This is a genomic window from Paenibacillus sp. GSMTC-2017, assembly GCF_016019935.1.
Taxonomy (GTDB): Bacteria; Bacillota; Bacilli; order Paenibacillales; family Paenibacillaceae; genus Pristimantibacillus.
In genome coordinates this window covers 1323616-1339780 of record NZ_JAECMT010000001.1, presented here as the reverse complement: position 1 = coordinate 1339780, position 16165 = coordinate 1323616, and the positions used below count along the sequence as shown (strand labels likewise).

Annotated in this window: 11 protein-coding genes and 1 pseudogene; 11 read left to right on the top strand and 1 reads right to left on the bottom strand. The window is 40.1% G+C overall.

All coding sequences use genetic code 11. The annotated features are described in order from the left end of the window. Nucleotides 1-49: 49 nt before the first annotated feature. The 9 genes from I6N90_RS06210 (at nucleotide 50) to I6N90_RS06170 (ending at nucleotide 13025) form a co-directional block, all read left to right on the top strand. Nucleotides 50-658 carry a PadR family transcriptional regulator gene (locus I6N90_RS06210; protein WP_197934589.1) on the top strand — a complete coding sequence of 203 codons (609 nt, stop codon included), beginning with the start codon at nucleotides 50-52 and terminating at the stop codon, nucleotides 656-658. Between the two features lie 50 nt (nucleotides 659-708). Next, nucleotides 709-2418: an ABC transporter ATP-binding protein gene (locus tag I6N90_RS06205; RefSeq protein ID WP_442950943.1), complete on the top strand. Its 1710-nt coding sequence runs from the start codon at nucleotides 709-711 to the stop codon at nucleotides 2416-2418. Further along, on the top strand, nucleotides 2393-4231 hold the full coding sequence (locus I6N90_RS06200; RefSeq protein WP_197934587.1) for an ABC transporter ATP-binding protein: 1839 nt from the start codon (nucleotides 2393-2395) through the stop codon (nucleotides 4229-4231). Before I6N90_RS06205 ends, I6N90_RS06200 begins: the two co-directional genes overlap by 26 nt. Before the next feature lie 110 nt (nucleotides 4232-4341). After that, nucleotides 4342-5274, top strand: a complete 933-nt coding sequence (locus tag I6N90_RS06195) for an AEC family transporter (RefSeq protein WP_197934586.1) — start codon at nucleotides 4342-4344, stop codon at nucleotides 5272-5274. A gap of 110 nt (nucleotides 5275-5384) precedes the next feature. After that, nucleotides 5385-7217, top strand: a complete 1833-nt coding sequence (locus tag I6N90_RS06190; protein ID WP_197934585.1) for an ABC transporter ATP-binding protein — start codon at nucleotides 5385-5387, stop codon at nucleotides 7215-7217. A 247-nt stretch (nucleotides 7218-7464) separates the two neighbouring features. Beyond that, complete coding sequence (locus I6N90_RS06185; RefSeq protein ID WP_197934584.1) at nucleotides 7465-8157, top strand: ABC transporter ATP-binding protein; 693 nt, start codon at nucleotides 7465-7467, stop codon at nucleotides 8155-8157. Further along, the gene (locus I6N90_RS06180) at nucleotides 8141-9199 is read left to right on the top strand and encodes an efflux RND transporter periplasmic adaptor subunit (RefSeq protein WP_197934583.1); all 1059 of its coding nucleotides are present in this window, start codon (nucleotides 8141-8143) and stop codon (nucleotides 9197-9199) included. Before I6N90_RS06185 ends, I6N90_RS06180 begins: the two co-directional genes overlap by 17 nt. Before the next feature lie 61 nt (nucleotides 9200-9260). Further along, nucleotides 9261-12137: an ABC transporter permease gene (locus I6N90_RS06175; protein ID WP_197934582.1), complete on the top strand. Its 2877-nt coding sequence runs from the start codon at nucleotides 9261-9263 to the stop codon at nucleotides 12135-12137. Between the two features lie 3 nt (nucleotides 12138-12140). Then, on the top strand, nucleotides 12141-13025 hold the full coding sequence (locus tag I6N90_RS06170; protein WP_197934581.1) for an ABC transporter ATP-binding protein: 885 nt from the start codon (nucleotides 12141-12143) through the stop codon (nucleotides 13023-13025). Between the two features lie 146 nt (nucleotides 13026-13171). On the opposite strand, the gene I6N90_RS06165 is transcribed toward I6N90_RS06170, so the two are convergent. Next, entirely contained in the window at nucleotides 13172-13534 is a 363-nt protein-coding gene (locus tag I6N90_RS06165) for a LytTR family transcriptional regulator DNA-binding domain-containing protein (protein ID WP_197934580.1), read from the bottom strand. A gap of 162 nt (nucleotides 13535-13696) precedes the next feature. Between I6N90_RS06165 and I6N90_RS06160 the strand changes: the two genes are divergently transcribed. Both I6N90_RS06160 and I6N90_RS06155 read left to right on the top strand, forming a co-directional pair. After that, complete coding sequence (locus tag I6N90_RS06160) at nucleotides 13697-14800, top strand: lactonase family protein (protein ID WP_197934579.1); 1104 nt, start codon at nucleotides 13697-13699, stop codon at nucleotides 14798-14800. Nucleotides 14801-14850: 50 nt separating this feature from the next. Beyond that, a pseudogene (locus I6N90_RS06155) lies at nucleotides 14851-16075 on the top strand (MFS transporter). The last annotated feature ends 90 nt before the right edge of the window (nucleotides 16076-16165 follow it).

Sequence of the window (16165 nt, the reverse complement as noted above, 5' to 3'; positions counted from 1 at the left end):
GCTTATGATTCAGTTAATACGATATATCGTTAACGGGAGTTGAAACCGTATGAGCGGACAATGGCAACAAGAGGAGCGATTATTTCTTCATCTTGGGAATGAAAGAGAAACGGGAGGGTCAGGTAGACGATACTTCAGCAGAGGCGGAGTAAAGTACGCGTTACTTGAACTGCTCGGAGGGGAGAATATGCATGGCTACCAGATGATGAAAGCTTTGGAGGAGCAGTCTGGAGGCACGTATAAGCCAAGTGCGGGCTCCATTTACCCCACTTTACAGATGCTCAGAGATCAAGGTTTCGTTGAAGCCTATAAGCAGGATGGAAAGAAGATATTTCAGATTACGGAAGATGGTCGAGCTTATTTGGAAGAGGAGAATGAGCGACCGGATCCTTCTGAAACTTGCGAACAACGAGATGATAGAGACTCACGCGAAGGGACCCATTTTGACGAAGAAAAAGGTGAGTTAGAAGGTGTAAAAAGAAATCGAAGACTGACTCCAAAAGGGAAGGAACTACTGCATCTGCTAAAAGCTGCGGAGCGGGCCGCGCTAATGGACGTGGACAAAGCGGTGAAGTTGAGGGAGTTGCTTAGTCAACTACATGATTCACTTCGTAAGATTACTTCGGAATCGGATAGAAAGGAAGCGATTAATGATTGACTCAAACACGCATTTTAGCCGACTTTTTTCGAAAAACGTGGTTTATATATATGTGTTCATTGCTTTGCCATCTCGTTTCTAATTTAATAAACGTTTTTTACCCGAAAGTGCTCGGTCAATTTACAGATAAGCTACACTTAGGAGATCTGACAAAAGATTTAATAGTCGATTACAGCTTATTGCTTCTTCTTATTGGAGTTGGGCATGTACTATTTAACGGCACAGCTATGTATCTCGTCATGTTTGTCGGAAGAAAGTTTGAATATCTCGTCAGAGGCGATTTGTTTCGTCATTTTACAAGGATGAGTGAGAAGTTTTATTCGAAAAATGGGGTCGGCAAGCTGCTGAACTATTTTATGAATGATGTAACTTCCGTACGAGAATCAATTTCTATGGGATTTAACTCAACAGCTAATGCCACCATGCTTCTAATTGCAGCAATTACGATGATGATCGTGGGTGGGATTCCTTATTATTTGATTGCGGCTTCTGTGTTCCCGCTTCTGTTAATTCCACTTATCGTCGTCTACTTAGGTCCTATCATTAGAAAAAGATCGCTTGAAGTCCAAGAAGCATTAGGTAAAATGACGGAAACGGCTGAGGAGCAATTCGGAGGAATTAGAGTTACAAAGAAGTTTGCAGTGGAACAAATTATGGAGCGCAGGTTTGGTCATACGGTAGAAAAAATTCGTGACAACCAAATTAGACTAGTACGAGTCTCATCTTTTTTTCAAGCGCTAATTCCTTTTTTAGGTACGATTGCATTAATTATCGCCTTAGCATTCGGCGGTTACTTGACGATTATGAAACAAATAACGATTGGTAATTTTGTTGCTCTGACACTCTACGTTCGTATGTTAATGAACCCTTTACAGCAAATTGGAAATGTCATTAATACAATTCAGCGTTCCAAAGCTTCATTGCATAGACTTAATGAGTTACTATCACAGAAGTCGGACATCATCGAATTAGAAAACGCAAAATCAATTGATCTAACTACAGCAAGTATACGGATTAACAATCTCTCCTTCGCTTACAGTAAGTCCTCACATCATGTACTCAAAAATATTAATTTAGTTATAAACCAAGGCCAGACGTTCGGCATTATTGGTCGAACAGGGAGCGGGAAGACAACTTTGATGAAGTTGTTGCTTCGTACGTATGATCCACCGCCAAACTCAATATGGTACGGGGGGATGGATGTTCGGGAACTTACACTTGAAAGCTTGCGCGGCGGCATAGCCTACGTCCCCCAAGATGGCTTCTTGTTCAGCACCACCATCAGGGAAAATATTGCATTCTTTAAACGAGACACTGACTTTTCAAATGTTGAGACCGCAGCACGCAATGCACAAATTTACAATAATATCGTCGATCTGCCAAGTAACTTTGAAACGAGACTTGGAGAACGAGGTTTAACATTGTCTGGTGGTCAACGTCAACGAACGAGTCTTGCGCGTGGTTTGATCAAAGAGGCTCCGATTATGATTCTTGATGATAGCGTAAGTGCGGTAGATGCCGTAACGGAAAACGATATTATTGAATCGATCCAGAGAGAACGGAGCGGGAAAACAACAATCATTATTGCGCATCGAATAAGTGCAATTAAACATGCTGATGAAATTATCGTTCTTGATGACGGTGTGATTGTACAGCGCGGGACCCACTCCGAATTAATCAAGGAACAGGGGTTATATGCTGAGCTTCACGCCATACAAGAGGAGGGGAATCAGTATGCGACCGGCACAAGCGATTCATAATTGGCAAGCAGATCAAAAGGCTGACTTAAACCAATCAGAGCAGAAGCCACCCTATATCTCGGCATTTCGAGCTTTATCAGGACATATCAAACTTCATAGATTAGGTTTTATTGGTGTATTTCTCTGTACACTTATCGCTATTTTATCTGAGCTGCTTCAGCCTTATTTAATGAAAGTAGCGATTGATGACAATTTACTCGCAGGCAAAAATGATTATGGAAGTTTACTTCTCATATGTGCCGTTTATCTAGCATTATCATTATCGAGCTTCTTGTTTACGTATTTGCAGAGCAATTTATTGCAACATATCGGACAAAACATTGTAGCTTCCATCCGTAAACAAATGTTTAGTCATATTATGAAGCAATCGATGCGATATTTTGATCGGATGTCGAGTGGTAGTTTGATTACGCATATCTCTAGCGATACCGAGGCGCTGAATCAATTTTTTAACCAAGTGTTGCTTAGCTTATTCCGTGATGGTCTTACACTTATCTTCATTATCGTTATGATGTTCCAGCTTGATACGACGCTTGCCTTGTATTGCTTAATTTTATTGCCGATTATTTCGCTTATTGCGATCAGCTTTCGCTCTTTTATGAGAACGACTTACCAACTCGCTAGAACAAGATTATCTCGAATGGTAGCTTTTGTAGCGGAAAATTTGTCGGGGATGAACCTTGTCCAAGTATTTCATCAGCAGAAGGAGCAACAGAAACAATTTAACGAACGGAACAGTTCGTATTTCAAAGCAAATATTCGCGAAATAAAGACGAATGTTGTGTTTGGGCGGACATTTGATGTACTCAGCAATTTATCCATTGCTTTTGTTACATGGGTTGGAGGGTACGCTGTATTAGGTAAAAACTTGGAGTTTGGTGTGCTTTATGCTTTCATCACGTATATAAGGCAGTTTTTCCAACCGATCAATACGATTACACAGCAATGGAATACGTTGCAATCAGCGACTGTAGCTATATCTCGTATATGGACTGTGTTTGACAGCAAGCCGGATATTAAGGATCAGGAGGAGAAAAGTGGGGACTTAAGGATAGAGAAAGTGAAAGGAAAACTTGATTTTAACGAAATCTCTTTTAATTACGAGGAAGGTATTCCAATCATTAGTGATCTAGATTTACATATACGTCCTGGCGAATTAATTGGTGTAGTAGGCACAACCGGTGCCGGTAAAAGTTCGTTGATTAGTTTATTATGCCGATTTTATGATGTGAAAGAAGGCAGTATATGGATTGACGGAACCGATGTTCGCGATATTCCGCAAGCTGTATTACATCGGATCGTTGGCCTTGTTCAGCAGGAGCCATATTTGTATTCCGGAAGTATTATTGATAATGTTCGTATGTTCGACGAAACGATTAGTCGTGAGGAAGTCATTGCAGCATGCGAATTTGTCGGGGCAGACGCTATTATTCAAAAGTTGCGCCATCGATATGATACGGAGTTGTCCGAACGGGGAAGCGGCTTGTCAGCTGGTGAGCGACAGATGATCTCTTTTGCCAGAATTATTGTGTTTAAGCCGAAAGTATTGATTCTTGATGAAGCAAGCGCTCATCTTGACTCTCATACGGAGCAATTGATTCAGAACGCTCTTACTCTCGTATCACAAAATCGTACTACGATCGTAATCGCTCACCGATTATCTACGATTATGGGCGCAGACCGTATTCTCGTTATGAGCAAAGGACGAATTGTAGAAGAGGGCACTCATGCCAGTCTTTTGAAATTAGGCGGTTACTACGATGAGCTTTATAGACATTCGCAAGGTCATCACGAAAAGATTGAAGCGGGTTGATTGGTTGCAAAATTTTCCATATTATGTTCTTTACGAGTTGGCTGTACAGGGTTAGAATAAAAACTAGCGTGCCTAAGCGCAAGTTCTAACGGAAAGAAGCAGATGCAGCCATGAGTATATTTCTTCATATCTTAGTTACGAACGTGCTACCAATGGCTATAATGGCCGCGATCGGAATTATTTTGCACAAGGCGTTTTCACTAGATATTAAGACGTTGTCAAAGTTGAATTTTTATTTATTTAGCCCAGCTATCATGTTCGATTTAATTTATAATACCGCGATTTCGGGAAACCTAATCGTTAAAGTAATGTTGTTTTTCGTCATATTTATGGTAGGCCAGTACATTTTAGTAGAAGCGGTTATTCGTACTAGAGGTTATAGCCCAAGTATGAAAAGTGCTATGCGGAATAGTGTATTGTTTTACAATAGTGCAAACTATGGGATACCGCTTAACCAGCTTGCGTTCGCAGGCAATAAGGAAACACTTGCAATTCAAGTGCTCATTATGATTACGCAATCGTTTTTGCCAAACACATATGGCGTATATAGTGTAAATGCGCACAAGGCGGACAAACGGCAAATGTGGCTGACGATTCTTTCAATGCCAGTCATCTACATTATCCCGCTTGCATTTCTACTTAGAGGGTTCGATGTGCCGATCCCTCAGCCAATTGAAACGCCAATTAACTATTTGTCTAGCGCATTTATAGGAACTGCACTCATCACATTAGGTGTTCAGCTCGGTAGTATGGAATGGCGGATCAATCGTTCCTTGCTTATTGATGTAAGTCTTTCTGGTGTGCTACGCTTAATTGCAGGTCCAGCACTCGCATTGCTCATCGTTTGGCTGATGGGGTTAGATAAGCTCACTGCTGCTGCGCTTATCGTTTCTTCGGCTGTACCGACTTCACTTAGTAGCGTACTGCTTGCAGTAGAGTTCGATAATGAAAAAGAGTTTGCTTCACAGGCTGTTTTTGTATCGACATTAATAAGTGTTGTTACCGTTACAGCAGTTATCTTTTTCCTTCAGATTGATATATAAATGAAATAGTGTAGGCGGTGTTTGTCTCTATGACATTCACCGTTTTTGTATTCATATACGGGTAGAGCAAAAAAGACTATTCAGAGAAAGTAACGGAGGAGTTTAACACGATGAATGAAAGAGGCTATCGGGGTTCAGGTTATTCCCGAGGGACAGGTGGACGTAGGTTCGGAACTGGGGAGAAGGTGAAGCCAGCTAGCATCCTTGATATGTTTCGCCTTGTTATTCAACATGCGAGGACGGAATGGCGGTTAATAGCAGTTGCCCTAAGTTGCATTATATTCATTTCGTTACTGGAGTTTGTCATCCCGCAGTTGACTAAATATACGATTGATACAGTAATTGAAAATCGTCTTTTTAATAAGCTTTTCTTAATTGGCGCGAGCGTGATCGGTGCGGCAATCGCGCTTGGCATATTGCGTTATTTAAGCACGTCTGTGATGGCTGGTATCGGGCAGAAGGTGCTTTTTAAACTTCGCAACGATCTTTACCGTCATTTACAACGGTTGGATGTTGCTTATTATGATCGTACAAGAACAGGCGATTTGATGTCTAGGGTGACAAGTGATGTCAGTGTCCTGCAACAACTAATTTCTTCTAGCATGATTCAGTTGTTTACAGACTTCTTTACTTTTACTGCAATTGCAATCTATATGCTGTGGATCGACTGGAAGCTGACAGTGTTGCTACTTGCTACATTCCCATTTATGATCGTAACGACTAGAGTTTTTGGGAAGAAAATTCGTACTTCTTTTCGAAAGGTTCAGGAATCATTGGCTGACGTAAGTGATCATCTTCAAAACTCGTTGACAGGTATTCGACTTATTAAATCATTTACTGCGGAGGAATATGAAGCAGAACGCTTTTCTAAGAAAACTGAGCGTAACATGGAAGCAAATGTACAAGTCGTAAAGCTACGTGCTGCTTATGAGCCAATCATTGATTTTATCAATTTTGTAGGGCTCGCAATCGTTCTCGTATTCGGTGCGTGGCTTGCGATGAAAGATCTTATGACCGTAGGGACAATAGTAGCTTTTATTGCTTATCTACGTCTTTTGCAAAATCCAGTTCGTCACTTCAGTCGAATATTGAATACCATTCAACAGGCAGCAGCCGCATACGAACGTATCTTAGAAGTTATGAATACGAAGGCAACGATAGTTGATCATGAACGTGCTGTTTCCCTTCCACCAACGAAAGGACATATTCAATTCCGTGATGTTACATTTTCATATCCAGGAACTGAGGATGTAGATATATTAAGGAACTTTGATCTAGAGCTTAAAGCTGGAGAAATAACGGCACTTGTTGGTTCATCTGGTTCAGGAAAAACAACAATTGCACATCTCATTACTAGGTTCTATGATGTACAAAAAGGTAGTATTACAGTGGATGGTTTCGATGTAAGAGATGTGATGTTGGATTCTTTAAGAAGTCAGGTCGGAATCGTTTCACAAGATATCGTCTTATTTAATGGTTCTATTGAGGAGAACATTCGATATGGTTATCAAGAAGCAACAGAAGCGGAAATTGTCTCTGCGGCACAAGCTGCTAATGCGCTTGATTTTATAGAGGGTTTTAAGGACGGTTTTAAGACGCAGATCGGAGAAAGAGGTATTAAATTATCAGGCGGTCAGAAGCAACGTATCTCCATTGCTCGTGCAATACTCAAAAATCCAAGCATCATAATATTAGATGAAGCTACTGCTTCGCTCGATACAGAATCGGAGCAACTCATTCAAGGGGCATTAACGAAATTGCTGAAAGGTCGCACTTGCCTTGTTATAGCCCATCGTTTATCAACTATTCAACAAGCGGATCACATTTACGTTTTGGAAAATGGTCAAATCGTAGAGAACGGCAAGCATAGGTCATTATTAGAAAGAAAAGGGAGATATTTCAAGCTTCACGAACGACAATTTCCTGTTTCAACAAAGACCTGAGGCGTTTATTCAGATAAAATGGAAATGGCTAATTTATAGTTATTACGAAAAAATGATAGTTATACATGAATGTTATATTTATTGCAAATTAAATGATACTTTTTAGACCCTTTTTATAAAAAGAGGGTCTTTTTTCTATAGTTTAATACAATAAAATGGCTAGAATCGACCCTTGTTAAAATGGAGATATCGCGTTAATATGGTAAAAGATAGTATAAAATTTAGATAAGAAAAGGAGGGGATTTCAATGCAATCAGCGTCATCAGATATCATTGTCGCAACTAATTTGCAACGAACCTTCGGCAAGGGTTCGGGCGCTGTTCACGTATTGAAGGGTGTTGATATAGCTATTCCGTCTGGATCGCTAATTGCGTTCAAAGGTAGATCAGGCTCAGGAAAGACTACACTAATCAATTTATTGAGCGCACTTGATCGACCGAATGAAGGACGTATTATGTTCGAGGGCCGAGATCTATCTTCAATGTCAAGCAAGGATCGTGATAATGTGCGACGCACAAGAATGGGATTAATATTCCAATCTTTTGCCCTCCTTCCTCTTATGTCAGCATACGAAAATGTTGAATTTGTACTACGAGTATCCGGATTTCCTGCAAAAGAGCGAAAAGATGCAGCGATTTGGGCACTGGAGCAAGTTGGTTTAAAACCGCGGATGAATCATCGCCCGTTTGAAATGTCAGGTGGCGAGCAGCAGAGGACCGCAATTGCTAGGGCAATTGCCCATAAGCCAAGTCTACTTTTGGCTGATGAACCGACTGCGGAGCTTGACACAAAAACCGGGTTTCAAATAATGAAAGCGTTTCGAAATTTAGTAGAAACTTCTGGCATGAGCATTATCATGACAACTCACGACCCAGCCATTATGGAAATTGTAGATCATGTGTATGAATTGGAGGATGGGCAAATTGTTGTTCCGACCTAAATATAAAGTTATTTTACTCCTAATTATGATTACCTCAATTGCTTTATCAGGCTGCACGCTTCTTCCAGTTGAAGAAGAGCCATTAAAACCTCCTCTTATTAAACCTCAACAAGACAATTATCGTACAATACCGGTAAAAAAAGATACGATAGCACATCAAATAGTTGGAAATGGAACTTTAGAATCTTATCATTCAGAGGAAATTCATTTTAAGGCTGAAGGAAGTAAAATTCAAGAGATATTCGTAAGATCTGGTAATTTTGTGAAAAAGGGTGACCTCCTTGTCCAATTGAATGTTGGAAATTTAGATATCGATTTAAAGGTACTTGAGCTAAATATGGTTAAATCTGGTCAAGCGATTAAAGCGGCAAAACTTGCAGAAAATGCCGAGGCTCTTGAAGTATTAGAGCTGCAATATGAAGTTGATCAAATGAAATATGAACGTACATTGGAAGCATTCAATAGTAGTCAATTACGAGCTGGTATAGATGGTCTTGTCACATTCGTCGGTGATGTGAAGCCTGGTGATCCAGTCAAAGCTCTTGAAACGATGGTAACGATAGCGGATCCTACTAAATTAAGATTTTCATTTCAAATCTTGTCTGGAGACGATGATATTTTTAATAAGGCAGTTGGTGATAGTGGGTATAACATTGGTGTAGGGACTGATGCATTAGTAAAGGTGAACGGCGTGACAGAGTTACAAGGGAAAATTACACAGACGCCAATGACAGCACCAGAAACGGATAACGAAATTTTAAAGAAACGATATGCTAATAATATATTTGTTGAAGTGGCAGAGCTTCCAGAAGGAATAACGATTGGCAGCCGTGCAGATGTCTTTATTTCGCTTCAAGAGCGAAAAGATGTACTTGTTATTCCAAAAAGCGGACTGCGAAACTATTTAAATCGTAAATTTGTTCGAATATTGGAAGAAGAAAACAAGATAAGAGAAGTTGATGTGGAAACAGGCATTGAGGGTGCAACGACAGTCGAGATTACAAATGGAGTAGTAGAAGGTCAATTGATCGTTCTGCAATAAATGTTGTAAGGATAAAGGGTCTGTTCATTTGTAATGCCTTTGGACATGGGAGGTTTGTTGCATGGCTTTATTTGTAATGATTGTGCGTAAGATGTTGCAGAACAAATGGCTGGTTTTCAGCATGTTCATCGGCATCTTAATCACTGTAGCGCTTGTAAGCAGCATGCCGATATATTCTGAGGCCATTTTATCACGTATGTTGAAAAAAGAATTGGAACAATTACAAACGGATAAAGGAAACCATCCAGGAGCTTCTTATTACAACGTATATCTTCGACCTAATACACACAAACAAATTAATAGCCATTTTAATAGTATTGACAACATGATCAAGACAGAAGGAGTTCCTGGATTCCAATTGCCTGTAAACGAACTGGTTACAGATATTAGCTCACTTGCGATGGACATGAAACTAGAAAGAGATCCGAATCCAATATCAAGAAGTAACAAGCATGAAATTGTGATCAAAGCATTAGATAAACTAGAGAAACACATCAAACTTAAAGATGGTCGAATGCCTGCTGCAGAGCCAGTTGATAATGTCTATGAGGTATTAGTGACCCAAAGTGCTTTGAATCATTTTAAAACGGTATTGGATACAGTGTTCATCGTTGAAGATAACGATGTATTCACAACAATTAAATTAAAGCCTGTAGGGATTATTGAAAAGGCGGCAGATGATGATCCATTTTTCCGATATGGTAATTTGGCAGATTTGAATAAAAGTTTTATATTGCCGTTTGAAACAGCCAAAAAACATATGCTTAAGGAAGAGAAAATACCTATAGCAGGTGCTGGTTGGTTTATTGTCCTCGATTATTCGAAAATAGAGTTTCGACATATCGTTCCTTTTGTTGACAATTTTGAGTCCATACAATCGTTTTTACGAGGAAAGTTTTCGCGATATCAGATTGGAGCAGGAGCAAACGCATTAGAAACGATGTCGACCTACATGAACAAAGCGGCTAATCTTAAAACATTAATGTGGGCATTAAATGTTCCTGTATTAATTATGTTAGCTTTCTATATGTTTATGGTTTCTAATTTAATAGCAGGTAGGCAAAAAAATGAAATTGCAGTTCTTCGAAGTAGAGGAGCAGCTAGATGGCAAATTATTTGTTCCTACTTTATTGAAAATGCATTACTTTGTGGGATAGCTTTTGCGCTTGGGCCTATAATGGGCGCATTGTTGACGAGAATTTTAGGGGCATCGAGTGGTTTTATGGAATTTGTACAACGAGTCAGTTTACCTGTACGAATTACGGATACTGCTTATAACTATGGATTAATTGCAGCCGGATGTTGTTTACTTATCGTTCTTATACCTATTGTTATCGCAACACGTGTTTCAATCGTTGATCATAAGCAACAGATGGCGAGATTAGTTAAGACTCCGATTTGGCATAAATTGTTTTTGGACGTTATTGCACTTGGTTTGTCCATCTATGGATTATTTACATTCCGAAAATGGCTAACTGACTTGCAAAAATTAGGGTTAGAAACGACTGATTTAAAAATTGATCCATTGCAGTTCATCGTTCCTGCATTGTTTATTATGGGTCTAGGATTGTTATTGCTTCGCTTTTATCCATGGCTTCTACGATTAATATATTGGATAGGGCGTAAGTGGTGGCCTCCTTCATTATATGCAACGCTTATTCAAGTAGGGAGATCTAGTAGCCAGTATCAATTTTTAATGATTTTTTTGATTATGACGATCGCTACTGGTGTATTTAGTGCATCCGCAGCTAGAACCATTAATGAAAATACTAAGGATAAAATTAGATATGAAAATGGAGCGGATTTAGCGCTAACGGTTAGTTGGATAAGTGATGCCCCTCCCCCACCAATTATTGGTAGACAACCAGCTCCACCTCCAAGTGTACCTAAAGCTATTAATTATTTGGAGCCATCCTACGACTCCTTTTTAGCGTTGCCTGGTGTGGAACACGGTGCAAAAGTATTTACGAAAGAGGAAGCGAGCATTGTTGTACACGATCAAGGAGGGCAAGCAACCTTGATCGGGATTGATACAGATGATTTCGGGAATACAGCATGGTTTCGCGATAAATTACTTAATTATCACATCAATGATTATTTGAATTTAATAGCTACTGATTCTACTGCTGTTCTTATATCAAAAACGCTCGCTGAGCAGAAGAATGCCAAAGAAGGAGATACGATCTATATTGGATGGGAAGGAGTTTCTCCACAGCCATTCATCGTTTATGGAATTATCGATTATTTCCCGACTTTTAACCCTAATCTTCAACCAAACGCAGACACAAAAGTAGGATTAGGATCAAATACCAATCCTATGTTAGTTGTTGGTCATCTTGGTCGAGTTCAATCCATGCTTAAACTTGAGCCGTATGAAGTTTGGCTGAAAATTGATCCTAAAACACCGATAACAGACGTATATACAGCTATACAGGAAAATAAGCTGCCAGTAACAAAAATTAAAAACACACGAGAAGATTTAATTAAAGCACAAAATGATCCTTATATTCTCGCTATAAACGGTTTGCTTACACTAGGGTTTGTAGTATCAATTATCGTTAGTTTCATAGGGTTTTTATTGTATTGGGTACTATCTCTGCGAGGAAGAACGCTACAAAATGGTATTTTGCGAGCAATAGGATTGTCCCTGAAAAACTTAATAACGATGCTCGCCTTGGAACAGTTGCTAACCTCAGGGGTTGCAGTAATGTTTGGCATTATTGTCGGTAATGTTGCAAGTCTACTATTTGTACCGAACTTCCAAATTGCGTTTAATCCGAGCAGTCTTGTTCCACCGTTTATGGTCAGAATTGAATCAAGCGATATTATGCAGATATATGTGATGGTCGGTATTATGCTTATGGTTGGCCTTGGCATATTAGCCTTCATGTTGTCTCGTCTGCGTATCCATCAGGCGCTCAAACTTGGGGAGGACTAAAGCATGATTCATTGCGAAGGACTTGTGAAAATTTACAAAACCGCAGATCTAGAAGTGTTCGCTCTACAAGGGCTCGATTTGCAGATCGAAACTGGTGAATTAATGGCGATTATCGGTAACAGTGGCAGTGGAAAATCGACCTTGCTCAATATGTTAGGTGGGCTCGACAAACCAACAGCCGGGAAGTTAATCGTGGATGGAAAAGATATGTTGAAGTTCAAAGAGCGCGATTTGGTTCGCTACAAACGAAAGAGTGTCGGATTCGTATGGCAAAACAATGCACGCAACTTAATTCCCTACTTAACGGCTCAAGAAAATGTAGAGCTTCCCATATTACTGACAGGTAGTCGGAAGCGTTGGCGTGCGAAGGAGTTGTTAGATGCCGTAGGACTTAGTCATCGTGCAAAAAATAAGCTCTATCAATTGTCAGGTGGTGAGCAACAACGTGTTGCTATCGCCATCGCACTAGCTAACCATCCAAAATTGCTTTTGGCAGATGAGCCTACCGGATCAGTTGATTCCAAAATGTCTAATCAAATATTAGACTTATTTCGTGAACTGAATCGCAACATTGGAATAACGATTGTTATTGTAACCCACGATCCAGAACTTGCGAAAAAAGTAGATAGAGTAGCGGCTATACGTGATGGAAAAATTTCTTCGGAAATGTTACGAAGACGTTCTTATGCAGAGGAACTGGCTCATTACGAGCAGGATGAAGCAGAGGGCTCACATGTTGAATATGCAATCTTAGACAAAGCAGGAAGACTGCAAGTACCTACGAACTACTTAGAGACGATTGGACTGAAAAACTCTAATAAAGTTCGTTTAGAAATGGTAGATGGAAAAATCGTTATTCTTCCGCCAGAACAAAAGGAAGAGGACTAAATAATCGTTAGAAGGGCTTTCTTGGTGATAGGTGCCGTTGTGATTTTATCACAAGCACTAGATCGCTAAGTTGGCCTTTTCCCTCTTGCAAATAAAAAACCGCTACACACCGTATCTGAACGGTAGAGTAGCGGTGCCATTATTCGTTAATTTGGTATTCTTGTTTCATTATTTTTCATTCGTTGTATAAATAATTGTTCAATGACAGAACGTTTGCGACGATTGACTGGTAAGTGCTTCGCATCAGAATGTTCCGAACCGAAGTAGATCGTTTTACTTGCGATTGATTTTATTTTTGTAATATTGATAAAGCAGTTCGAGCTAATCTGAAAGTATGTATTCTTCTTCTTAAGTTGCTGAATTTCACCAGCACTTAACTTCTTCTTCCGATTATAATTTCTACCATGAAAGCTGACGAGCCCTTGTCCCCCGATTCGGAAATACAATACGTCTGACTCCAAATCAAAGTTAGTATAAACATCTCTTTCGTGTTGTGCTACATTCATCATCCCGTGTCCTCCTCAGAAAAGTGAAAATCTGAATTGTTAGCGCTTACATTGTATCACATTAGGTTTCCAGTGTGAAGTCTTTTATTAAAAATTCGTTGTATGACTTGCAGGCTTATGCTATGTTCAATTTACTAATAGTACTAGTAGAAAGGTTGGGATTATTTGAGCGGAATAGCAAATGGCTGGGACGACGGGATTTTTTACATAGGTTCTTATGGAGAGAAGCAAGAGGCAACTATTCATACATGTAGGATGAACAAAACAACAGGAGAGCTACATATTATTCAACGTTTCTCTGGTGCGGAGAATGCATCTTTCCTTGCCCTACATCCGAAAGGTACACATCTGTATGCTGCAAAAGAAATAGGGGAGTCAGGCGGTGAGCCAGGGGGAGAAATTGCTGCTTTATCAATCGATGGTGAAACGGGTCTCCTGAAGGAGATTACAAATGTCGTTACAACTATTGGGCAACATCCTTGCTACGTTAGCGTGAATGAAGCCGGAACTGCCGTTTATGCTGCGAACTATACAGGTGGAAATATTACGTTACTTCCATTAACGGATGACGGAGAGCTTAAACAAGCTGCATCATTGATGCAACATGAAAGCGAACCTGGGCCAGTTGCTGACAGGCAGGGATCTCCGCATGCGCATTGTGTTGTACCGATACCTGGAACACCATTTATATCTGCTGTGGATCTTGGCATGGATGCCGTTGTTACTTATCGTCATGATACGGAAGCTGGTATTCTGGTCAACCACCACATAACGAAACTACAAGGTGGAACAGGGCCAAGGCATATTGCTTTCCATGGCACTATTCCTGTTGCTTATGTGACAAATGAATTAGCATCTAGTGTGACTTTGCTTCATCTAGATAGAGATGCGGGCCTACTAACTGAAGGGGCTACATATTCTACAATACCTTCTAAATATACCGGTTACAATGACTCTGCTGATATCCATATTTCAGCGGATGGTAGATTCCTTTATAGCTCAAACCGAGGGCATAACAGCATTGCCGTATTTGCGATAGATGAGCAAACTGGTGAGTTGACATCGATTCAGCACATCGAATGTGGTGGAGAGCAACCTCGCAATTTTGGACTTACTCCTGACGGTAACTATTTACTTGTTGCTAATCAGAAGACAGGTAACGTCGTTGTATTTAACCGGGATATAGAGCTCGGAACGATTACACAAACAAGCTTCAAGCTGGAACTTAACGCTCCAGTGACCATCTGCTTCGCAAGTAATAGCAACTAATTGAATTGATTATGACTAGCTGTTAGTAGAAGAAAGGCAGGTCCTGATACGTGTCATCAAAAGCTTCTGAGATCAGTCAACCAAATAACGCACTAAGAACGGCGACGGTTTATACTATTTTATTTGCTGTAAGCTTTGTGCATCTTCTTAATGATTCCATGCAGTCGGTCGTAGCAGCGTTATTGCCGGTGTTTCATGATTCCCTTAATCTTACCTATGCGCAAGTAGGATGGATCACTTTTACTTTATATATGACCTCATCTGTTATCCAGCCAGTAATAGGAATGTTCTCGGATAAACGTCCTACACCGTGGATGCTTCCTATCGGAATGCTGTGCAGTATGGTCGGAATGGCAGGACTTGCATTTGCACCAAATTATATATTTCTTTTAATAGCTGTTATGTTTGTAGGATTTGGTTCCGCGGTTTTTCATCCGGAAGGTTCACGTGTCGTTTATATGGCAGCAGGGAATCGGCGTGGTTTTGCACAATCTATTTATCAAGTTGGTGGGAATTTCGGGCAGGCACTGGCACCACTAATGACGATTTTTATTTTCATCCCGTTAGGTCAAAGGGGTGCAGTGTGGGGAATGTTACTTGCTGCACTTGCAATAGCAGTATTGTTCAAAGTAGTTCCATGGTATTCCTCGCAGTTAGTTGCACGAGGGGAAATTGCTGCTATCAAGAAAAAATCAGGAGTGGTTGCAAACGTTGCAAATCCACTGGGGCGAAAGGTTATAGCGCTAGCATTAACTATTTTGTTACTTGTTGTATTTGCACGTTCTTGGTACGGTGCAGCTATTTCAAGTTTTTATCAGTTAATCGTATCACCTTAGTATGGAGCAAGCGCAAGTTCCTTTGTTCTTGTTCATGTTCGCAGGAGTACTTGGCATATTTACAGGCGGCATATTAGCGGATCGTATCGGTAGGAAAAATATGATGTTAATTTCTTTACTTGGTGCGGCCCCTTTTGCATTTATATTGCCTCATCTTCCTTTAGGCTGGATTTATCCAGTGATTGCTGTAATGGGATTCATTTTGCAATCAGGCTTTTCGGTCAGCGTCGTTTATGCGCAGGAGTTAATGCCAGGCAAAGTTGGAACGGCTTCAGGACTCATTACAGGATTGTCATTTGGAATGGGTGCACTGGGCGCAGTAGTATTCGGTAATATTGCAGATGCCGAAGGGATGAGTTATGTAATGACTCTTGCGAGTTACTTACCTTTGATTAGCATTCTCGCAGTATTTTTACCTAAGGATCGAAGAGAGAAGTAGACGATAAGCGTAGGGCCAAATGGTCTTGCGCTTATTTTTATGTATTATTTGACAAATTAACAAACTAAATTATATAATGTCTATAAATTA

Excerpts from the sequence above, each read along its gene's own strand:
- I6N90_RS06185 (WP_197934584.1), top strand. The coding sequence starts at position 7,465 with ATGCAATCAGCGTCATCAGATATCATTGTCGCAACTAATTTGCAACGA.
- I6N90_RS06165 (WP_197934580.1), bottom strand. The coding sequence starts at position 13,534 with ATGATGAATGTAGCACAACACGAAAGAGATGTTTATACTAACTTTGAT.
- I6N90_RS06205 (WP_442950943.1), top strand. The coding sequence starts at position 709 with ATGTGTTCATTGCTTTGCCATCTCGTTTCTAATTTAATAAACGTTTTT.
- I6N90_RS06175 (WP_197934582.1), top strand. The coding sequence starts at position 9,261 with ATGGCTTTATTTGTAATGATTGTGCGTAAGATGTTGCAGAACAAATGG.
- I6N90_RS06200 (WP_197934587.1), top strand. The coding sequence starts at position 2,393 with ATGCGACCGGCACAAGCGATTCATAATTGGCAAGCAGATCAAAAGGCT.
- I6N90_RS06170 (WP_197934581.1), top strand. The coding sequence starts at position 12,141 with ATGATTCATTGCGAAGGACTTGTGAAAATTTACAAAACCGCAGATCTA.
- I6N90_RS06190 (WP_197934585.1), top strand. The coding sequence starts at position 5,385 with ATGAATGAAAGAGGCTATCGGGGTTCAGGTTATTCCCGAGGGACAGGT.
- I6N90_RS06195 (WP_197934586.1), top strand. The coding sequence starts at position 4,342 with ATGAGTATATTTCTTCATATCTTAGTTACGAACGTGCTACCAATGGCT.
- I6N90_RS06210 (WP_197934589.1), top strand. The coding sequence starts at position 50 with ATGAGCGGACAATGGCAACAAGAGGAGCGATTATTTCTTCATCTTGGG.